Annotated in this window: 19 protein-coding genes; 14 read left to right on the top strand and 5 right to left on the bottom strand. The window is 38.6% G+C overall.

Features of this window, described 5'->3' with window-relative positions; genetic code table 11:
* The 7 genes from E1176_RS18035 to gcvT all read left to right on the top strand — a co-directional run.
* Positions 1–665 (top strand): Crp/Fnr family transcriptional regulator (locus E1176_RS18035; protein ID WP_155212444.1); only part of this gene is annotated, 665 nt, incomplete at its 5' end.
* A gap of 1 nt (position 666) precedes the next feature.
* Positions 667–1,524 carry a hypothetical protein gene (locus tag E1176_RS18030; RefSeq protein ID WP_155212443.1) on the top strand — a complete coding sequence of 286 codons (858 nt, stop codon included), beginning with the start codon at positions 667–669 and terminating at the stop codon, positions 1,522–1,524.
* A gap of 36 nt (positions 1,525–1,560) precedes the next feature.
* Positions 1,561–2,910 carry a M24 family metallopeptidase gene (locus E1176_RS18025; RefSeq protein ID WP_155212442.1) on the top strand — a complete coding sequence of 450 codons (1,350 nt, stop codon included), beginning with the start codon at positions 1,561–1,563 and terminating at the stop codon, positions 2,908–2,910.
* 16 nt (positions 2,911–2,926) lie between these two features.
* Positions 2,927–3,661, top strand: a complete 735-nt coding sequence (locus E1176_RS18020; RefSeq protein WP_185152872.1) for a 1-acyl-sn-glycerol-3-phosphate acyltransferase — start codon at positions 2,927–2,929, stop codon at positions 3,659–3,661.
* On the top strand, positions 3,651–3,938 hold the full coding sequence (gene gatC / locus E1176_RS18015; protein ID WP_155212441.1) for an Asp-tRNA(Asn)/Glu-tRNA(Gln) amidotransferase subunit GatC: 288 nt from the start codon (positions 3,651–3,653) through the stop codon (positions 3,936–3,938). The genes E1176_RS18020 and gatC overlap by 11 nt, the downstream gene beginning before the upstream one ends.
* 2 nt (positions 3,939–3,940) lie before the next feature.
* Positions 3,941–6,964, top strand: a complete 3,024-nt coding sequence (locus E1176_RS18010) for a UDP-N-acetylglucosamine--peptide N-acetylglucosaminyltransferase SPINDLY family protein (RefSeq protein ID WP_155212440.1) — start codon at positions 3,941–3,943, stop codon at positions 6,962–6,964.
* 76 nt (positions 6,965–7,040) lie between these two features.
* Complete coding sequence (gene gcvT, locus E1176_RS18005; protein WP_155212439.1) at positions 7,041–8,123, top strand: glycine cleavage system aminomethyltransferase GcvT; 1,083 nt, start codon at positions 7,041–7,043, stop codon at positions 8,121–8,123.
* Here gcvT and E1176_RS21400 read toward each other — a convergent pair.
* Complete coding sequence (locus E1176_RS21400) at positions 8,109–9,419, bottom strand: ATP-binding protein (protein WP_185152871.1); 1,311 nt, start codon at positions 9,417–9,419, stop codon at positions 8,109–8,111. The two genes, gcvT and E1176_RS21400, sit on opposite strands and share 15 nt — an antisense overlap.
* 267 nt (positions 9,420–9,686) lie before the next feature.
* Between E1176_RS21400 and E1176_RS17995 the strand changes: the two genes are divergently transcribed.
* The 4 genes from E1176_RS17995 (at position 9,687) to E1176_RS17980 (ending at position 12,222) form a co-directional block, all read left to right on the top strand.
* Positions 9,687–10,082, top strand: a complete 396-nt coding sequence (locus E1176_RS17995) for a response regulator (protein WP_155212437.1) — start codon at positions 9,687–9,689, stop codon at positions 10,080–10,082.
* Between the two features lie 22 nt (positions 10,083–10,104).
* Positions 10,105–10,833 (top strand): 2-phosphosulfolactate phosphatase, encoded by a 729-nt coding sequence (locus E1176_RS17990; protein WP_155212436.1) that lies wholly within the window; start codon positions 10,105–10,107, stop codon positions 10,831–10,833.
* A gap of 24 nt (positions 10,834–10,857) precedes the next feature.
* On the top strand, positions 10,858–11,223 hold the full coding sequence (locus E1176_RS17985; protein WP_155212435.1) for a DUF3703 domain-containing protein: 366 nt from the start codon (positions 10,858–10,860) through the stop codon (positions 11,221–11,223).
* Positions 11,224–11,307: 84 nt separating this feature from the next.
* Entirely contained in the window at positions 11,308–12,222 is a 915-nt protein-coding gene (locus E1176_RS17980) for a hypothetical protein (RefSeq protein WP_155212434.1), read from the top strand.
* On the opposite strand, the gene E1176_RS17975 is transcribed toward E1176_RS17980, so the two are convergent.
* Positions 12,209–13,114, bottom strand: a complete 906-nt coding sequence (locus E1176_RS17975; protein ID WP_155212433.1) for a ribose-phosphate diphosphokinase — start codon at positions 13,112–13,114, stop codon at positions 12,209–12,211. The two genes, E1176_RS17980 and E1176_RS17975, sit on opposite strands and share 14 nt — an antisense overlap.
* Positions 13,115–13,284: 170 nt before the next feature.
* Between E1176_RS17975 and E1176_RS17970 the strand changes: the two genes are divergently transcribed.
* From E1176_RS17970 to E1176_RS17960, 3 genes are read left to right on the top strand one after another with little or no spacing between them, the layout of a single operon-like run.
* Positions 13,285–13,617, top strand: coding sequence for a PadR family transcriptional regulator (locus tag E1176_RS17970; RefSeq protein WP_155212432.1), 333 nt, complete (start codon positions 13,285–13,287; stop codon positions 13,615–13,617).
* Positions 13,610–16,228, top strand: a complete 2,619-nt coding sequence (locus tag E1176_RS17965) for an ABC transporter permease (protein ID WP_155212431.1) — start codon at positions 13,610–13,612, stop codon at positions 16,226–16,228. The genes E1176_RS17970 and E1176_RS17965 overlap by 8 nt, the downstream gene beginning before the upstream one ends.
* A 21-nt stretch (positions 16,229–16,249) precedes the next feature.
* A complete protein-coding gene (locus E1176_RS17960; RefSeq protein WP_155212430.1) occupies positions 16,250–18,889 on the top strand; it encodes an ABC transporter permease in 2,640 nt (879 codons plus the stop codon).
* 46 nt (positions 18,890–18,935) lie between these two features.
* Here the strand turns inward: E1176_RS17960 and E1176_RS17955 are convergent, their stop codons facing one another.
* The 3 genes from E1176_RS17955 to E1176_RS17945 form a co-directional block, all read right to left on the bottom strand.
* A complete protein-coding gene (locus E1176_RS17955; protein WP_155212429.1) occupies positions 18,936–19,844 on the bottom strand; it encodes an NUMOD4 domain-containing protein in 909 nt (302 codons plus the stop codon).
* Positions 19,845–19,913: 69 nt separating this feature from the next.
* On the bottom strand, positions 19,914–20,510 hold the full coding sequence (locus tag E1176_RS17950) for a TIGR04282 family arsenosugar biosynthesis glycosyltransferase (protein WP_155212428.1): 597 nt from the start codon (positions 20,508–20,510) through the stop codon (positions 19,914–19,916).
* Positions 20,510–20,976, bottom strand: a 467-nt coding sequence (locus E1176_RS17945) for a rhodanese-like domain-containing protein (RefSeq protein ID WP_222933177.1), incomplete at its 5' end; no start/stop codon positions are given. The genes E1176_RS17950 and E1176_RS17945, both read right to left, overlap by 1 nt.

The raw sequence follows: 20,976 nt of genomic DNA, 5'->3' as shown, positions 1-20,976 counted from the left end.
GCCTTTGGTTTCTTGAAGATGTTGATCTTTTTAGCGTTTTATGTCCGCGAAAGGTAGGGGCAATGGAAGAGAAGTACCCCATGAGCGCTTATAAGAAAAACGAGTTTATTTATTTCACCAACGAGAAGGCCAAATACATCTACATGATTGCAGAAGGCCGGGTAAAAATTGGCCATTATACCGAAGATGGAAAAGAAGTAGTAAAAGCAATTCTGAGCAAAGGAGAAATTTTTGGGGAACTTGCGCTTACTGGTGAAGAAACACGTGAAGATTTCGCTCAGTCTCTGGATGACAACACATCGGTATGCCCGATGGGCATTGAGGATATGAAAAATCTTATGCTCGAAGACAAGGAGCTCAGTTTTAAAATTTATAAACTTATCGGTTTAAGAATAAGAAAGCTGGAGCGAAAGATAGAGTCTTTGGTTTTTAAAGATGCTCGTACCAGAATCATTGAGTTTTTAAAAGATGCCGCTGAGTGGAAAGGTAAAAAAGTAGGCTTTGAAACCATGATACCCACACGGCTTACTCATAAAGATATTGCTAACCTCACAGGCACCTCTCGACAGACCGTAACCACTATCTTAAACGAATTAAAAGAGCAAAACCTCATCAACTTTGATAGAAGAAAAATATTAATCCGGGACCTCGAAAAATTAAAATAAGGTGTTTTCCCGCTGGCTTAAAATCTTCCTATCTACAAGTTTTTTCTGTTGCATAGTATCCTTCGGCTTTGCTCAAAGTGGTCTGCAAAACTACACACCATCGGTGCTTTTGCTGCCGGGCCAGTGGGAGTTTAAAAACTTCCATAATTACTACACACAAACCAAACAGTTTGGCCCTAATGGTGGCAAAGTACTCACAGGCCGTGGGCGAGAGTCATATTACACCATGATCAACCAGTTTTTGTATGGCGTCTCCGACAGGGTTAATATAGGTTTTGATGTATGGCTTAAGGCCGTTGACATAGAAGCAAATCCATCAGCCAACTGGACCGCCATATCGGGTGTGGGGCCTAAAATAAAGATCTTGCCAACAGGTGTGCCCGGGTTTTCTTTTCAAAGCACGTTGTTATTCCCTGCCGCTCAAGATCTGGAAGGTGATACAGACCGCGCTTTTTTAGAGCATGATCGCACCTTATGGATCAATCAATTCTTTTATGACAGAATTGTCGCTCCCGATTTTCAGGTATTTGCCCAGTTTTCTATCTGGTATGCTTTTGTAAGAAACTCTTTTCGCAACAACAACTATCTGCAAACGCCAACAAGCATATTTTTCAGCTACCTACCAACCTGTAAGTTTACAGTCTATGCCACTACGGAATTTTGGCCAGTGCACTACGATGCTGCTCTACAGGAGGCGCGGGCCTTTCATTCTTTCTTTCTGCAGGCCGGGGTTGGTATTAAATATCAACTCATTGAGGGGCACCTGGAGTTAGAATTTTTGTATACCAATTTTGTTTATGGCAGCCTTACAGAAGGTGCAGGAGAAACACTCAACGCTGGCATAAGAGTATTGCGATAGCCGTTGCTTTTTATTCCATTTTCATATCTTTAGGTTATGAAAAATCTCTTTACAGCACTTCTCATATTATTTTCAACCACTTTATTCGCTCAAGACAATTACCCTAAAATATTGTCTATGAAGGAGCGTGCGGAAGTAATAGACAGATTACTCGAAGAAAAAATCCAAACCGTACTGCCTAAGCTCATGCGTAGAGAAGGCATTGATATGTGGCTGGTGATTTCACGTGAGTATAACGAAGATCCGGTGATTGAAACGCTGCTACCTGCCACATGGCTTGCCGCCCGCAGAAGAACAATTTTAGTGATGTATGATAAGGGAGGAGACGAAGGTATCGAAGCACTTGCAGTAGCTCGATATAATGTTGGTTCGGCCTTCCAAAGTGCCTGGGATAAAGAAAAACAGCCCGACCAATGGGCGCGATTAAAAGAAATTATTGAAGAGAGAAATCCGAAGAAAATTGGAGTAAATAAATCTGAATATTTTGGTTTGGCAGATGGTATTGTTGCCACAGATTTTGAAGAGTTAAAGGCTTCTTTACCAAAAAAGTATCAGGATAGAATTGTAAGTGCAGAGAAAGTGGCCATCGGTTGGCTCGAAACACGCACACCGTCTGAAATGACGATTTATCCGCAGATTTGTCGAATCGCTCATGAGATTATTGCTGAGGCTTTTTCTGACCGGGTAATTCAGCCTGGAGTGACCACTACCGAAGATGTGGTCTGGTGGATGAGAGAAAAAGTGCGTGAACTAAAGCTGCAGACCTGGTTTCACCCAACCGTAGATGTACAACGTGCAGATCCGGAGTCTTTTGATCATCTGAGGACATTTTCTAAAAGGCCGGAAAAAAATATAATACTACCTGGCGATTTGCTACACTGTGATTTTGGTATTACTTACCTAAGGCTAAACACAGACACGCAACAGCACGCTTACGTTTTGAGACCTGGTGAAACTGAGGCTCCTGAGTATCTCAAAAAAGCATTTAAAAATGGTAATCGCTTACAAGACATATTCACCAACAACTTTGCTGAAGGCAAAACTGGCAATGAGGTATTAAAAGCATCGCGAGAGCAAGCCATTGCTGAGGGAATTAAGCCTTCCATTTATACTCACCCGATAGGTTATCATGGTCATGCGGCCGGCACTACGCTTGGCATGTGGGACTCACAGGACGGAGTACCTGTTAATGGCGACTATCCTTTACATCTCAATACGGCATATTCTATCGAATTAAATGCGGCCACATTTATTGAAGAATGGAATAAGGAAATAAGAATCATGCTAGAAGAAGAAGCTTATTTTGACAAAAACGGTGTAAACTACATCGATGGGCGCCAAACTGACTTAATTTTAATTTCGAATCATTTACCTCACAACGAATAAACAGCCGGTCACGCTAGTGAAAAAATTTCTTAAAGGACTGCATGCTGCGTATGCTGCATGCGTCTTTGCCATTTTATTTGTTTTCATTTTTCTGCTGCTGCTCATTCCCATAGCGTTTCCCAAGCAGCATCATTTGGTTGGGGTTTTTAATAGACTGTGGGCTCGCATTTTCTTCCCCCTGGTTTTTATTCCCACTAAGGTAGAGTACCGGCTTCCTGTTGATAAATCGAAACAATATATATTTTGCCCTAACCACTTTTCTTATCTGGATATACCAACGATGGGGCTAAATAGATTCAACTCCATTTTTGTAGGGAAAAGCGACATGGAAAAAATTCCATTCTTCGGTTTTATGTACAGAAAACTACACATAACTGTAAATCGAGAAAGCCTTAAAAGCCGGTATAATACGTTGCTTAAAACAATGGAAGCTATTGATGAGGGAAAAAACCTAACCATCTTTCCCGAAGGTGGAATGATAACTAAAAATCCTCCACAAATGGCAAGGTTTAAGGATGGTGCGTTTAGAGCAGCTATTGAGAAACAAATCCCTATTATTCCGGTCACTATTCCTCATAATTGGATAATTTTGCCCGATTCTGTTTGGCTGCCAAATATCAAAACGTTGAAAATCATTTTTCACGAGCCTATTGATACACAAGGACTAACACTAGCCGACATAAACACGTTGAAGGAAAAGACGTATAACGTAATCGATACAGAACTTAAAAATCAATTGAATGAAAATTGATAAAGAACTACTCAATAAAACTGCACATCTCGCTCGTTTAGAGTTTGACGAAAACTCAGCAGAGCAGATGATGAAGGATATGACGGAAATTATTGATTGGGTAGAGAAGCTCAACGAGGTAGACACAGACGGTGTTGAACCCTTGACCACCATGTCACAAGAAATCAATGCGCTTAGAGAAGACGAACCAAAGCCACACCTTAGTCATGAGCGCGCTTTAGAAAATGCTCCTAAAAAAGACGCTGATTATTTCAGGGTTCCAAAAGTTTTAAATTAATAATGCAATCAGGTTTTTTCTGGAAAAATTGGGCATCGCCCTTTCGTGAGATATACACATTCCTTTTTCTTCTTTTTATAGGAGGCATTTGTTGCGCTCTATACTTTCACTTTACGGGTATCGAAAGTATTTTGGGTTGGTCAACTTTAGCTCAAAGTGAGCCTATACAAATTGCTATAGAAGCTTTTAAAGTAGGTCCTTTCAGTTTGGGCACTAGCGCAGAAAGCCAGGTTTTCTCACAAAAGTACTTGGGAAATTTTCCTGAAATAAACGAGTGGTCGTATTATCTTTTTCTAATTATAACCACACTGTGTTTTAACGTACTCATTGCTATAATTACTACCCTTCCTCGCTTTTACTACTTTGTAGGCACATCTCTTTTAGTAATTGTACTAGTCAATCTCAAGCTAGAGCTTTTACTACTTTTCGGCAGCACCGGAAAACTGGGTCTTATTATTGCCCTGGTATTATTTCTGCCAGCTACTTATATTTTTAATTCCTTCAAAACTAATGTGAGCTTTGGAGCCCGACTCGCTACTTTTATAGGATTAACAGCCATTTTTTCCATCATTATCTGGCTTTTTGCTGAGGTTAATTCTCCATTCTTCCACCTCGCGAGTTATGGCCTCATCAATCCACTTATTATATCATTGGTATTCATACTTATGATTGCCCACGAAATAGTGGCCGCGTTTATTTATTTCATTACAAAATCGGCAAATCCTGCGGGTACCAAAAAGAATAACAATCTTCTACATTTTTCAATCATCACAGTAATTTATCTGGCTAACCTCTTTTTAGCTTATTTGTATGAAACCAACATTATCGTTTGGGATTTCCCATACGTAAATCTCTTCTTGCTACTCACAGCTTCGGCTATTTTAGGCTTATTGAGTTATCAGCTTCGAGAGTACCAGTATGAGTCAATGTTTAAATTCAGGCCGGTTGGTGCGTTATTTTATATTTCGATGGCAATCTGTTGTTTTACCACCTTAGGGCACTTTTTTGCCACCGGTAATGATCCGGCTATTGAAGTTTTCAGAGATGTAATCATCTACAGCCACCTCGGGTACGGAATTATCTTTGTGGTGTACATTCTAGCCAACTTTATCGATCCTCTTAAGAGAGGGTTACCGGTATACAAGGTATTATACAAACCTACGGGCATGCCTTACTTTACGTTCAGGTTTGCAGGGCTAATCGCTTTTATTGCTTTTACTGTAAAGTCCAACTACGAGGTGCCGGTAAACCAAAGTTTTGGTGCTTATTACAACAGCATCGGTGATTTACACAAATCAGACAACCAGATAGATATTGCAAAACACTTCTATACCGAAGGTGCCAACTTCGCCTTTAATAATCACAAAGCAAACTATGCACTGGCAACTATAGCTCACGAGCAAAACAAAAGCACAGATGCCATCGAGCGTTACGAAAAAGCCATTGCCAAGAACCCATCACCGCAAGGTTTTATTAACCTTAGCAGCATTCATTTTGATAGAGACGATTTTTTTGATGCAGTCTTCACCTTGCAAACCGCTGCCGAAAAATTTCCTAACAACGGCTACATTCTTAATAACTTAGGTCTGCTTTACTCTAAAACAAGAGTACTTGATACTGCTGCGTTTTACATGGACAAGGCGACTCAAATAAGTGAAACTCAAGCCACGGCAGGTAGTAACATACTCACGTTGTTGGCACTGAATGACATACCCGTTCACCCAGACTCAGTGATTGCTGAGTATGATATACAGAGAGATCCTATTTCGATAAATAATACCATTGTCCTTAAAAACAAGCTTGGGGTAGTGGCCAATGAACGCTTCCAACCACAGGACTCTGCATTAAGTTATCTGCAATCATCGATTCTATACAACATCGCTTTTAATCATCTTTTTCAGGAAGACTCGCTAGATACTCAGGTAGTAAGGGCCTATAGCACAATGCCGGCTAATCTCAACTACAGAGAATCTCTTCAGTTGGTTGCAGCATTCAATCTTGAGAAAAATGGAGATTTAAATCAGTCTTTCAGACAACTCAACTGGTTGGCCAATAGCAGTCAGCTTAAAAGTGGAGAATATTTCAACACGTTAGGCATGTGGGCCTTAAAGCATGATGTGCCTTATGTGGCTAAAGATTATTTTGAGTATGCCCAAAATCGAGATTATAAAAACGCTACACTAAATTTGGCTATTGCCCTTACTGAAAATCTGGACAGAGAAGAAGCCATTACACTTTGGCAGGAGTTGCTACTTGAGAAAAACAGGAATACGCAGATAATCGCATCAAATATCCTTTCAATACTCACCTGGGAGCCTTCAATGTTGGAGTCTGACAAACAGCGGTACTATTTCCTAAAATACCGCACGACTTACCAGGACACAGTTTCGTTTAAAAACATAGTGGATGAGATAAGCGATGCAGACTTAAAGGCTCAGTCTATATTGGACATGGCTCAAAAACTATGGCGGCAAGACTTAACTGATGAGGCTGTTTCGATATACAGCAGGTTGGCTGGCTTGCAGATAACTGACGGATCAGTATACGAGCGAGCACAGTGGTTTGAATTAAAAATGCTGGCCGCGCAGGGTAATATCAGAGGATTAGCTACAAAAATCAATGACGGCATGACTTTCGGTGCCGACCGTCAGATTGAGAAAAATTATTATACAGGATTATTGAGTGAAGCTAGTGGAGACACTACTGCGGCAAGGCAACATTACTCGCTCATTGCTTATAAAAACCCTTTCTTTCCTGAGAGTGTAATAGCTGCAGCCAACTTTTATAACGTAACTGATAGATTCGAGGCATATAATATCTTACTGAGTGCCCTTGAAATTAATCCTCAGTCCATCAGGTTGCTCAAAGCCTATGTGCTGCAGTGTGCAAGAATCGAGAACGAATCATATGCACAAATAAGTCTTGAAAAACTTCAGGAGCTTATTTCGCCTAAAGCTTATCGTGAGTTCTATCAGGAGTATAACGCTGTATTAGAAAAAACGAAGCGAGAAGCTGAGAACTTTTAGTAAGTGCTTTTGAAATTATAAAGAGACTCACTAATTATGCATTACAAAAAACTATACCAACGCTAAATCTGCCATAATGGAATTGAAAAAAGTACAACTCAACGACTTACACGAAAAATTAGGTGCTAAAATGGTTCCCTTTGCGGGATACAACATGCCGGTGAGGTACTCTTCTGATATTGAAGAACACAATACCGTAAGAAATGCCGTTGGTATGTTTGATGTGTCACACATGGGTGAGTTTTTGATTATGGGACCAAACGCCCTTGAGCTTATTCAGAAAGTGACCAGCAATGATGCCTCAAAACTTACCATTGGCAAAGCGCAGTACTCTTGCCTACCAAATGATAAAGGAGGAATTGTAGACGATTTATTAGTCTATAGAATCAGAGAAGAGGAGTACATGTTAGTTGTAAATGCCTCTAACATAGAAAAAGATTGGGAGTGGATATCTAAGCACAACGATGTAGGTGCTGAGATGAGAAATATTTCTGATGACTTCTCATTATTTGCTGTACAAGGCCCTAAAGCTACAGAAACGCTTCAAAAACTTACTGATATGAATTTGTCAGACATTAAGTTTTACAACTTTGAAGTTGGTCCTTTCGCTGATGCGAAATACGTGATCATGTCTGCCACTGGCTACACTGGTGCAGGTGGGTTTGAAATTTACATGCATAACAAAGATGCCGAGATGATTTGGAACAAGGTCATGGAAGCCGGTGAGGAGTTTGGCATCAAGCCAATTGGTTTAGGAGCAAGAGATACCTTGCGTATGGAAATGGGATATTGCTTGTATGGCAATGACATTGACGACACCACCTCCCCTATCGAAGCAGGTCTTGGCTGGATCACCAAGTTTACCAAAGATTTTATAAACTCGGATGCCCTTAAAAAGCAAAAAGAGGAAGGTGTAGACCAAAAGTTAGTTGGTTTTAAAATGCTTGACCGTGGCATTCCGCGTCATGATTACGAAATACAAGACGCTGATGGAAACACTATTGGCCGAGTAACTTCAGGTACTCAGTCACCGACACTAAGCCAAGGCATAGGTCTGGGTTATGTAAAGAAAGAGTTTGCCAAACCTGATACAGAGATTTTTATTGCCGTGAGAAATCGGTCGCTAAAAGCGGTAGTACAAAAGCTACCTTTGGTTTAAAAGCGGGTTTAAATTACTTTCCAGAGGGAACAATAACCTGAATGTCGTTCCCTCATCTTTTTTTGAGGATACCTCAATTTCTCCTTCATGTTCTTCAACAATACTTTTTACAATATAAAGTCCTAAGCCTGTACCCTTTCCTATTTCTTTGGTAGTAAAAAAAGGATCAAAAATCTTAAGCTGATTTTCCTCACTTATCCCCTTCCCATCATCACTTATTGAAATTCTTAAATTATCATTTTTGAGCTCAGACTTAATAGTTATTGTACCTGATTTGCCTATTGCATGGAAAGCATTAGTGAGAATGTTAAGGAATACCTGGTGTATCTTACCAGGGTAGCCCCACATCTCTATTTGACCTGAAGCATACTGCCTATCAATTTTAATAGCACTTAAATTGACTTTCAATAGATTTATACAATTATTAACAATCTCTAGTACTTCAAATTGTTGAGGGTCTTCTGTATTTGTATAGCTATAGGCATTCATACTTTTTACAATATTACTTGCCCGATTTACACCCTCATGTACCGCTTCAAATAACGGCTTCAACTCTTTATAGAAATCAGAATTTAAATCATTAGATTTTAATTGTTCTTCGATACCGTCCACGCCCCCTTTAATATAGTTTAGGGGATTATTTATTTCATGGGCAATACCAGAAGCCATTAGACCCAACGAAGCCATTTTCTCTGATTCCAATAGCTTCACCTGAGCGTCTTGTAATTTCTTCAAAGCATCCTCTGCGTCCTTTTTCTTAATAGTTAGCTCTTTATTAGCCTGTGACAAACTGTGGGTCTTTTTACTCACTAGCTCTTCTAAATGATTTTGATACTCTTTAAGTCTGATCTCACTTAGTGTCAGTTGATTATTTTTTGCGGACAAAGAGGAAACTAATCCATTATAAGTGATACTAAACTTATTAACGATCAGCAAAATGATAAATGCAACCATGATAATCATCATGAAATTAATAATCCATGACACGACCCCTAAATTGCCTCCATCTTTGATTGACAACAAACCGGATATATGCAAATAAGCCAAAGCGACCATTGCAAATATGCTGAAAGCAACAATCCAAATCATTTTACGGATCGAAACAGAAATGATAGCAAAAAAAGGAATAAGTATTAAAAGCACTTTATTAGCAGACAATACAGATAACTCATAGACATCGACACTAACAACGATTAATATTCCAATTAACAAAACTGCCGCTTTCACCTGCAGTGAAAGCGCCCTCCTTTTTAAGGTGATTATCAATAAAATTAGGAGTACAACAAAATCAGTCACAAAGGAAAACTCAAACTCATATTGAAATAATCGACTTAAACTTAGTATGTAAGCCAACGAACCAATCAAAAGCCCAAAAACTAAGGATCGATTAATTATATCATGTTTGGTGTATTCTATTTCAGGGTATTTAGACTCAGGAGACATAGAAACTTATGGGAAAAATGAGAATAATAATATACTACATTAAAACCATATAAGGTAGATTTTAGAAATTTTACAGTGTAAAAAATTTTAAATTTTTTAACTTAAAGAAAGGCTCGTTTTATGGAGGGGGATCAAGAGATATCAATACTTTATGTTGACGATGAAAAAGTCAATCTTTTTATTTTTGAGGCAAATTTTCGTTCAAAATTTAATATAATAACAGCTCTTTCTGGAGAAGAGGCTTTAAATAAATTAGCCCAAAACAACAGTGGCATATCTATTGTAATTAGCGATATGATGATGCCAATTATGAACGGCCTTAACCTCATTGAGAGAGCCAAAAGTCAATTTCAAAACATTCATTATTACATTTTGACCGGTCTAGAGCATTCCGAAGAATTAGATCAGGCAGTCGAACAGCAAATAGTGAGGAAAGTATTTCATAAACCATTGGATAAAGAGGCAATCCTTTTAGAGATAAAGCAGGTACTGGCTGGTGATCAAGGTTCAAATTAATTGAATTCGTTATCATTGCAACATGAAAACTGTAGACGTTTGTTTAAGCCCTGATCTCCTTCACCTACATAAGGTCTCAAATAAAATTGTAGTAGTCGTAGACATCCTGCGTGCTACTTCCTGTATGACCACAGGTATTGCACATGGTGTAAATAGCATAATACCTTTTGCCGATATGGAAGAATGCATGCTTATGAGTGCTAAAGGTTTTCTCACCGCAGGAGAAAGAAACGGTAAAAAGATCGATGGCTTTGACTTGGGTAACTCGCCATACGACTACATGGATGAGGCTGTGAAAGGCCAGGACGTGGCAGTAACCACAACAAATGGTACCAGAGCGATAGAAAAATCTAAAGGTGCGGTTGAAGTGGTGATCGGTGCATTTTTAAATATTTCAGCAGTAGCAGAATATCTCAGAGCAAAAAATATGGATGTTCTTATTTTATGTGCAGGCTGGAAAGGCAAGGTAAACCTCGAAGACTCTCTCTTTGCAGGAGCATTATCTGAGGCCCTTAAACCCGATTTTGAGCATGCCTGCGATGCCCCTATGTTGGCAGAGACTTCCTACAATTTTATGAAACATGATATTGTAGCTCGGGTACAATCTTCATCTCACGCTAAAAGACTAAACAGACTTAATGTGCACAAAGATATTGAGTTTTGCCTGAAACATGATGAATATGATGTGGTACCGGTACTTCAGGAGGGTAAGATAGTTGCCCTCAACAATCAGCAAAACCGTAACCAGTAAAAGTAAACCTCGTAGAATATCACTATGAAGTTTAATACCAGAATGCCATCAGCGCTTAAGCCATACTACGAAAAGGAGCTCTCGAGCTATTACCATTTCCTGAATAATAATCAATTGCAAATTGCCTGGAGTCATTTAGAACGTGCTCATATTATAGGTCAGGCCTACCCTTACGCACACAGTTATGTACATTGGAAAATGTTACTTTTTGGCATACAAATAAAGAGTGCAAAAGAAGTAATTGGGCAAATTCCCAGACTTCTGGTTGGCGGTGTAAAGTCATTTGTTGGAAAAATCCCGGTGGGTAATACAGGCGGAGCTAATGTACCTCCACTGAGACCAATGATGATTCCAGCTGACTTAAAAAATATACTCCTAAAACATCAATAAAATTTCATCGTGCAGTTACAACAGGTAGTAATTACTAAATAATATTATTAAAAGAGTTGTATATTGTGCTAAACGTGTAGTAGTATGCCGAGAGGTATTTACCTGGATAAAATCTTAAACCACCCTAATCTATCTACCAAAGACAATCGAATATTTAGGATATTCAATTTATTGCTATTGGTAGTGATTGTATTGGTGGTATGCATTGGTCTTTTTTTGTTGATTTTGGGTTTTTACCCTGGAGTCTTGATGTGTATAGGTGAAGTTGCTGTTTTTAGTATACTCTTATACATGCATGTAAAAGGTCATATGTTTACCAGTCGGTATGTCTTTTTTATTATTGCAATCTTCACGCAAATATTTGGCAGCCTGTACCATGGTGAAGGTGGGGGTTTTGATTACCTGTTCTTTTCAACTGCCCTCACTCCTGTTCTGTTTTTCGAAAAAAAGAAGCATTACTTTTCTCTATTTATTATAAGCATAGTAACCTTTATTGCTGTGAAGCATGCTTATGCTTATGTAGAACCAATATATCCGTTTGAAAGACCAATCAGCCCTTATTACGTCAATATTGTGATAAGCGCGCTTCTCATTTATTCCGGTTATGTGATGTTTAAAAAAGAACATCTCAAATATGAGGGCGAGCTCAACTCTCAACGAGAGGAGATTCAAACACAAAATGAAGCACTTTCTGATGTGCAACATCAGATGCATGATTTACTACAGGCTAGAACCAAAAAAATGGAAGCACAGAGTGACGATCTCATACGGTATGCTGATATCAACGCTCACATAGTGAGGAGCCCGCTAGCCAGAATTATGGGATTAACGAATCTCGCCAAATACGAAGATCTTAAGTCTGATAAATTGCGCAAGTATTATTTTGAGCAATTACAATATAATGCTCATGATTTAGACAAAGCCTTGAGACAAATCAATCAAATACTAAGTAGACACACCGACCATGAAGAACCTAATGAAGGTCTTAAAAAAGACTAGTAATTAGCGGTTCTACAGTACGTATTTCTAAAAAATCGTCTGTAATGCTGTTTACATTGGCGTGCGTATCGCAGGCAATTACTTTTTCTACCAAGCCACTTTGCTTTATTTTTTGAAGTCCGTTGCCAATAAATAAGCCATGTGTAGTAATGACAAAAATCTTTGATGCTCCAGCTTCCTTGTATACACGCGCGGCATTTACGATACTACCCCCAGACCTGATCATATCATCATAAATGATTACAGTTTTTCCACTTACGTCTGCATTGATTGCACTTATTTCTGTTTGATCTCCAGAGATTCTTCTTTTAAGGACAAAAGCCGCATTTACGCCTAAATCGTTGGCCAGGGATTCTACCCACTTTGCTCTACCGGCATCTGTACTTGCCAACACAAAATCATCGCCACCGTATGCTTTAGCTGCATCCATGATAATTGATTTGCAATAAACATGCACAGCCCGAAGGTTATTTTCAAAATAGTGAGGTAAACCCTCTGTGTGCAAATCAAATAAAAAGATACGATTGCCATTATAGCTACTTGGTATGGTAGACAGCAAACGGGCCCTGGTTTTAGCCGTTACAACTTCACCTTTTTGCACTGCTCGCTCCATGGTAGAATACCCAAAATAGGGTACGATGAGACTTAAGGAATTAGCGCCATAACCTACTATGGCTGAGGCTAGGTCGTACAGTTCTAAAGTAGCGCCATCATTAATAGTGCCGCCAAGCAACACCACATCCAGGCCTGAAACATCGGTAAGTATTCGCTGATATCGCTCATCATCTGAAAAGTGTTCAACCTTTACTTCTCCAGACTCAAAATCACCTTTACTCAATATCTTTTCAGCCAAATAGCCATAGTCAGATGTGTGGAATAAAATTTTTTTCATAACACTAATTAACAAAGGATAGGCGTAAGTTAAAGCTTACCTTCTCTCAAAACTTTAGGTAGAACCCCGTTGGTACTTACATGTTTCTTATTTAGCTCAATATTTATTTCTTCTTAAAAATAGAAACAAATAAAAATCTTCTCCGTATCATTGAAAATAAAACTGTTGATATGAAAGGGTACTTAGGTGAATTTGAGGAATTAGTATTACTAACCATCGCAGCATTTGGCAATGAAGCCTATGGAGTTGCGATTAAAGAAGATATTGAAAGTCGAACAAACCGAAGTATCAGCATTGGAGCTTTGCATTCAACTCTCACACGGTTGGAGGAAAAGAAATTTATTTCCTCCTGGCTGGGTGGCGCAACCAGTGAGCGCGGTGGTAGAAAAAAGAGATTTTTTAACCTTACTGCAGAAGGTAAAACCGCACTCTCTAAATCGAAGGAGCTGAGAGATGAGCTTTGGAGTATGTCACAAATCGATATAAAACCTGCTCATGACTAACCCTCCTAAACTTGCAGTTCGCCTTTTTAGGTGGTTTTGTAAGGATGCCATGGTAGAAGATATGCTGGGTGATCTGGACGAAATTTTTGATAACAACCTCTCAAAAATGCCTGTCTGGAAAGCCAAGCTTCACTATTGGGTTCAGGTTATTGACCTCATTACCTCCTACTCAGTGCGTAAGAGAAAAAATGACTCCTCTTTTCATGTCTTGTCAATCACTCAAAACAACACAGCAATGTTCAAAAACTATCTAAAAGTGGCCCTCAGAAGCCTCAGCAAACAAAAACTTTTTACGGTGATAAATATAATTGGCCTATCGGCAGGTATGTCTATCGGCTTATTGTTTATTACGCTAATCGCCTTCGTCCAGACTTATGACAACTTTCATGAAAATAGGGCCAATATTTACAGAATCATCAGCAATACCGATGACAAAGTTAAAACCAAGCGTCTGGCTTCTACCCCAGCTCCATTAGCGGAGATTATAGAAGAGCAGCATTCCGGCTTTGGTGAAGTCATCAGAATCAATAAATCATTAAAAGCAGAAGCTAAATATGACAATAAAGAATTACCACTATCAGGCTATTTCGCTGATAAGAACTTCTTTAATGTCTTCTCTTTTGAGCTATTGACTGGTGATAAATCGATGAATGACCCCTACGGCATCTACATCACAAAATCTTATGCAGAAAAGTTATTCTCGGAAAAGAATCCTCTGGGAGAAGTAATTCAACTTGGTAAACTTGGTGATTTCACTGTCAGAGGTGTAGTGGCTGATATTCCAAAAAATTCGCACATGTGGTTTGAGGCTATCGTGCCCTATGAAGCACTTGCTAAATTAGCCTCAAGTGGTAAGGTAGAGGCTAATCTCAACGAATGGGAAGATTATAGAGGCAATTATACTTATCTATTGTTGCCTTCAGATGCTAAAACTGACCTCCTAACAGCTTCGCTTAACACTATCGCCAAGGAAAAATATAAGAATATTGACCAATTCAATGCTACTTTCAAAGTGCAGCGCATGGATGATATCCCCTTAGGTAGTGACACAAGTGATGAAATTGGTACTGCTTGGGGAACTGAAATATACCTAATGGGTCTGTCGCTTACTCTTCTAATATTACTTCCTGCCTGTTTCAACTATGCCAATATATCTACAGCCAAGGCACTGAGTAGAGCCAAAGAAATTGGTATGAGAAAAGTAGTTGGTGGAATTAAAAAGCAGATTTTCTTACAATTTATACTAGAAACAGTAGTCGTCTCCTTGATTTCTCTTGCAGGAGCATATGTTATATTCTCATTAATTCGCAGTGAGTTTCAGTCGATGTTGGTTGTAGGGAGCACATCACTAAATTTTGATATCACGCCTATTAACCTGCTCTACGGAATACTCTTTGCCATACTCACAGGCATACTAGCTGGTATTTTCCCTGCTATTCATTTCTCAAAAATTAAGCCTATAGCGGCTCTTAAAAAGACAGCTAAGTCTCAGGTGCTTGGCAAGGTTAATATGCAGAAAACACTACTGGTTATTCAGTTTACCTTGTCATTTGGCTTTATTATGGGCATAGTAGTTTTTATAGACCAATACAGAACAGCCATAAATTATGACCTTGGGTTTAACCAGGAAAATATTTTGGACATCGAGCTCCAGGGTGTAGAGCCTGAAAATTTACGTGCCAGCCTTGACAAACTAGCATCAATAGAAGCTGTTTCTATGTCATCGCATATTTTGGGAGTTAACTCTAATGCCCAAATCTGGTTGCCGCATCTAGATGATTCTACCGAGGTCACCCAAATGTTTATTGACCATAACTACATGAATAATCTTGACTTAAATTTTGTAGCTGGTGAAACCTTTGAACCATTAAACTCTTCTAATGAGCAGTTTGTGATTGTCAATGAAAAATTCACAAATCTAAAGGGTTTTGATAGTCCTGAAATGGCAGTAGGTGAAGCTGTGAGCATAAATGACAGTACACAACTTCGTATAGCTGGGGTTGTTGAGAACTTCCATTTTCAAAACTTATCCAGAAAAATTCAGCCTATTATTTTCAGATACAATGATGAGCATTTCAAATACGCCAATGTAAAAGTAGTATCAAATGATATTGCTGGTACTATTATCGATATTGAAGAAGAATGGAAGAAGTTAAGCCCAATGAAAATGGAGGCTAAGTTTTTCTCAGCAGAAATAGATGAAGCTTTTGACATCTATTCTAATGTTGTGAAGATTTTCTTTTTTCTTGGGTTCCTGGCCATCACTATCTCATGTCTTGGTCTATTGAGCATGGTGGTATTCAGCACAGAAAATCGCACTAAAGAAGTTGGTATCAGAAAGGTAATGGGTGCTCCTGTTGTAAACGTAACTTATCTTTTGACGAAAGATTTTCTAAAGCTTATGATGATAGGCTCTGCGATTTCTATACCCATATCTTACATGTTGTTTACAGTGATTATCTCACAACAAAACGCATACTCAACCGGCATTGGTGTTTTACCTGTAATTATTAGTCTGGCAATCTTACTTCTCTTAGGGCTAATTACGGTCATCTCACAAACGTGGAAAGTGGCTAACTCTAACCCTACAGAAACGCTGCGTTACGAGTAGAAAAAATATTATCCGAAGGTCATGAATAATCAAGTCCAACCACCCAGAGCAGCCGTTCGGTTGTTTCGATGGTATTGTAATGATGCCCTGGTGGAAGATATGTTAGGGGATCTTGAAGAGATTTTTGATAACAACCTCTCAAAAATGCCTCGTTGGAAAGCCCAGCTAAAATACTGGATACAGATCATTGATCTTATTACCTCCTACTCGGTAAAGAAAAGAAAAAACGACTCAGCTTTTCACCTATTGTCAAACACTCAAAACTCAACAACAATGTTTAAAAATTACTTTAAAGTAGCTTACAGAAGTCTGCTTAAACAAAAGCTATTTACGGCTATAAATGTAATCGGCATTGCACTTGGCCTTTCTATAAGCCTCCTGATGATTGCGGTTATCAGCGACATATTGGAATATGATAAATTTCAGAAAAATCGAGATTCGATTTACCGTATAATCACTAAAACTTACGATAAAGAAAGTGTAGAACACTGGGCCACTTCTCCCGCTCCTGCAGCTGAATTAGTCAGCGAATTTTCTGAAATAAAGCATATCGTAAAAATGAATAATCAGCTTGAAGGAGAAGTTCATTATAATGGAAAGTACATTCCGATGTATGGCTTCTTTGTTGATCCTGCTTTTTTAGATGTTTTTTCATTTGAGCTTATCAAAGGCGATCTAAGTACTGCTTTATCACAGCCTAACAATATTTTAATTACAGAGAGTGAATCGATAAAGCTATTTTCTGAAGAAGACCCACTGGGTAAGGTAGTATCCATCGAGCCTTATGGCGAATTCGTAGTAACAGGGGTACTGAAAGATCATCCAAAAAAATCGCATATCCATTTTGACATCATTGGCTCTTATCAAAAATATACTCAATTGGAGCAGCAACAAATACTGCCAAAACTTAGTACTAAGTGGGACCATCTGGAAGATCACTATACCTACATACAACTAAAAGATGGCTCTACTCCCGACAATCTAATAAATGGAATTGCACAAATCAGCAAAAACAAACAAGCTAACTCACCCAATATCGAGGTGAATATGGAATTACAAGCCATGTCGGATATCACTTTGGGTAAAGAACTCAATCGTAGTTTGGGCCCGCAGTGGGACACCATTTCTATGATAGTATTTGGCGTGATGGCATTGTTCATTTTAATACCGGCCTGTTTTAATTATGCCAATATCTCAATGGCACGTGCTTTAAAAAGAGCTAAAGAAATAGGTGTGAGAAAAGTAGTGGGTGGACAAAAACAGCAGATTTTTCTGCAATTTATTGTAGAAACTATGCTTGTTTGTCTCATCTCGTTTGCACTCTCCTATGTTTTATTCACCTACCTACGTGTAGAGTTTATGGAGTTTCTTGCCCCTGCATCGGCTGCAGGTCTTTCTCTTGAGATTACACCTTTGATGATCGGCTCCTTCATAGCTTTCACTTTGTTTACAGGTTTTCTCATTGGCATCATACCAGCCTTGCATTTTGCGAAAATGAAACCATTAAATGCGCTAAAAAATAAACTCCCTACACGGGTCTCAGGCAAGTTTAACATGAAAAAGGCACTCATGGTAGTGCAGTTTACCCTCTCCTTGGGGTTTATCATGGCGGTTGCCATCATGCTTGATCAGTACAGATATTCACTCAATCACAAAATGGGTTTCGAGCAGGAAAACGTCCTAAATGTAAAGCTCCATGATGCAAAATACGAACAACTCAAAACTGAAGCTTCAAAATTGAGTGAAGTAACTGCTATCTCTTTTTCTTCAACAATAGTAGGCGTCAGGTCTCACAATTTTACATGGATCAAGCAATCTGATCATGGAGATTCTAGTCAGGTATTTCAAATTTTTGCCGATCAAAACTATTTAGATCTTCATGAGATTCAATTATTGGCAGGTAAAAACTTCCCTTCTGAAATGCCAAAGCAAGAGTCTTATGTAATTGTAAATGAAGAGTTTGTAGCTAGTCTTGGTTATGAAAATAATAATGACGCACTAGGCAAGACAGTGATTCTTGAAAACGGTACTGAAGTAAGCATCATTGGAGTGGTTCAAAACTTTCACTACACAGATATTCGAAATGAAATAAAGCCTATGTTTTTTAGGTATGATCCTTCGCAATTTGCATATGCTAACCTAAAGCTCAACACACCTGATGTTTTTAGCACAATTGATAAGCTTGAAGATGAGTATGAAAAATTATCAGAAAGAGAATTTCAAGCAACATTTTTAAGTAGCGATATCAACGATGTGTATGTGTGGTATCATTATTTTGTTAAAATGGTAGGCTTTCTTGGCTTTCTGGCGATTACGATTTCTTGCCTGGGTCTCTTAGGAATGGTGGTATTTAATGTGGAGAGCCGCACCAAAGAGGTAGGAATAAGAAAGGTACATGGCGCTTCCGTTAAAAAAATAGCTTTTATTCTATCCAAAGAGTATATCAGTATGGCGGCATTATCCGTCATTATTGCAGTGCCACTCACCTATGCTCTTTTTGATTTTATGTTGCCTTACATGCAGCACTATAATGCTGGAGTAAGCATCGGAGCTGTGTTTTTAAGCATTTTATTTTTATTGGTAATGGTAGGGCTCACCATTTCATCGCAAACAGTGAAGGCCGCTAAAGCCAATCCGGCAGATACACTCAAGTACGAGTAAGATTTGAGATATGACTAAACTCCTCGAATCGTGTATTTGAGGAGTTTTATTTATTTACCGTCTCGTATCCTGCTGGTTTTTTATTCTTAAAACCATTTCCATAGAGCTTTTTACGGGTTTTCCATGATTTGCGGTTATCCCTTTTCTTATGCTTGAATTGCAATTTCATGGCCGCTGATGGGGTCATCCACTCCAGGTTGTCCGAATGATTATTTAAAGTATCCCCATCCAGGTGAACAACGATATTTTGTTCAGTTGGCCTTAGATTAATATTCCAAACCTGAGCTACTGCTTTATGTACATAAACTGTTTTTCGTTTATTATCATCGTCACGTAGGTCTAAGAAATAGAAGCCATCAGGGTGAACCCGTGCCTTCATCACTCGACCAATCAAAGGTGGTTTTCTTCTCTTAATTACGCCACTACGACTAATTTCATAATTAGCAAAACCCGGTATCGGTTTAAAGAAGTCATCATCAATTGTAATGCGGTGTGTTTCTTTGATTATTTTCTCTTCCGGAGGCTCAACCAAAAATTCTTGTGTTCTTTTATACCTTCCTTTTGCTGCATGTGATCGGGCCTCGTGAAGGCCCAAACAAAGTATATTGGTGTAGTAATTATTAAGTCTGTTAAAATCCTTGTGCTGCACATAGCAACCCTCAAAGTAATCTTTACAAAAGTTTTTGGCAACGAGCATGGGCGCTTTTACATAAATCATTTTACGTTCGCCACCGTTGAGAGAAGCAGGCATACTAAACCTATACCTTATCTGACCGTCATAATGAATCATGCGCCTCATCTGAACAGCCCCATTTAGCAGCAAGCGCACCCTGCCATAATTACTTACCTGATAGTTTTTATCTGTTTTATACCCACCGGGAAACTTAATCTTTTTCCAAATTTCTTTAGCACTACGAGGCATGATTCTAATCGATTGGAAAACCAAATTAGCCACATCTTGGAAAAACACCAAGTATTATTCACTTAGCATAAATTGATAGTAGATTTGTTATATTCTACGCGCTTAATCTAAAAGATTTGTTCCTTTCAGGTCTTCGAGTTCATCGATATCATTAAGAAGAGCTGTTTGGCCATAAGTCAGCTTTTGAGATTCAATTTTTTTAATTGTATCGCTAAAAACGTGTGGCGTGCTCCAATTTTTAATCTTGAAGATTTCCTCATTGGGTCTCTTCATACCAATCAAATAATAGCCGCCATCTTTGGCTGGTCCAATTACTACATCTTTATTATCCAGTTTAGCAAAGGATTGATCAATGATCTTTTCACTAAGCTCGTATATATCAGAGCCTACCAGACTCACTTTTTCATATCCGGCAGCCAAAGAATCCGCTATGGCGTTATACATTCTTTCTCCCAATGTTTCGCCTCGTTGCACGTGTTTCTTATAGGTATGATTGTCCCAAAAATCTTCCGAATCAACATACTTCCCATAATAAATGGCTACATCACAAGTCAATTTTTCTGTCATTCTATGACTGTGTGATAATAATTTCAGATAGACGGCTAAGGCTTCGTCATCTCCAATTGATTTAGCCAATCGCGTTTTTACTCTACCTATTTCGGGATTCTTTACGAATACAATTAAAAGATTCTTACTCATTAGTATACTCTAATTCCATTAATAAGCCATTGAGACCACTTTTTATTATAGGTATGCACGCTATCAGTTACTCCGCTTTTATTTACCACTTCTCCACCATTATTCTTCCAATCAAAGATGCCTCCGTATAAATTATAGACTTCCTTAAAGCCAAACTTCTGTAGCTTTTCACCAATTTTCTCACTACGATATCCCACCGAGCAATATACCACCACCGACTTTTCCTTATCCAACTCAGCCACCATTTCTTCAGAAAAATTATCGTAGTCAACAAATATTGCAGACTCAATATGGCTAGTCTCATACTCTTTCTGAGTCCTGCTGTCTAAAATCAATACCTCGTTATTATTGATTTTTTCTCTCAATTCTGCCTGTCCCATGAGAGGAACGGTCTCGTTTAATAGCGATTTTATCTTTTTATCAAAATCTGTTTGTGACATGCAATTAGTGGATAATATTGTTAAAA

Source organism: Fulvivirga aurantia (genome assembly GCF_009711475.1).
GTDB classification, from domain to species: Bacteria; Bacteroidota; Bacteroidia; order Cytophagales; family Cyclobacteriaceae; genus Fulvivirga; species Fulvivirga aurantia.
Note: the sequence above shows the minus strand (reverse complement) of the source record. Positions and strands in the feature narration are given on the sequence as shown.

What these genes read in the sequence shown, in the direction of transcription:
- E1176_RS18025 (WP_155212442.1), top strand. Translation starts at nt 1,561, where the DNA reads ATGAAAAATCTCTTTACAGCACTTCTCATATTATTTTCAACCACTTTA.
- gatC (WP_155212441.1), top strand. Translation starts at nt 3,651, where the DNA reads ATGAAAATTGATAAAGAACTACTCAATAAAACTGCACATCTCGCTCGT.
- E1176_RS18010 (WP_155212440.1), top strand. Translation starts at nt 3,941, where the DNA reads ATGCAATCAGGTTTTTTCTGGAAAAATTGGGCATCGCCCTTTCGTGAG.
- gcvT (WP_155212439.1), top strand. Translation starts at nt 7,041, where the DNA reads ATGGAATTGAAAAAAGTACAACTCAACGACTTACACGAAAAATTAGGT.
- E1176_RS17995 (WP_155212437.1), top strand. Translation starts at nt 9,687, where the DNA reads ATGGAGGGGGATCAAGAGATATCAATACTTTATGTTGACGATGAAAAA.
- E1176_RS17990 (WP_155212436.1), top strand. Translation starts at nt 10,105, where the DNA reads ATGAAAACTGTAGACGTTTGTTTAAGCCCTGATCTCCTTCACCTACAT.
- E1176_RS17985 (WP_155212435.1), top strand. Translation starts at nt 10,858, where the DNA reads ATGAAGTTTAATACCAGAATGCCATCAGCGCTTAAGCCATACTACGAA.
- E1176_RS17980 (WP_155212434.1), top strand. Translation starts at nt 11,308, where the DNA reads ATGCCGAGAGGTATTTACCTGGATAAAATCTTAAACCACCCTAATCTA.
- E1176_RS17975 (WP_155212433.1), bottom strand. Translation starts at nt 13,114, where the DNA reads ATGAAAAAAATTTTATTCCACACATCTGACTATGGCTATTTGGCTGAA.
- E1176_RS17970 (WP_155212432.1), top strand. Translation starts at nt 13,285, where the DNA reads ATGAAAGGGTACTTAGGTGAATTTGAGGAATTAGTATTACTAACCATC.
- E1176_RS17965 (WP_155212431.1), top strand. Translation starts at nt 13,610, where the DNA reads ATGACTAACCCTCCTAAACTTGCAGTTCGCCTTTTTAGGTGGTTTTGT.
- E1176_RS17960 (WP_155212430.1), top strand. Translation starts at nt 16,250, where the DNA reads ATGAATAATCAAGTCCAACCACCCAGAGCAGCCGTTCGGTTGTTTCGA.
- E1176_RS17950 (WP_155212428.1), bottom strand. Translation starts at nt 20,510, where the DNA reads ATGAGTAAGAATCTTTTAATTGTATTCGTAAAGAATCCCGAAATAGGT.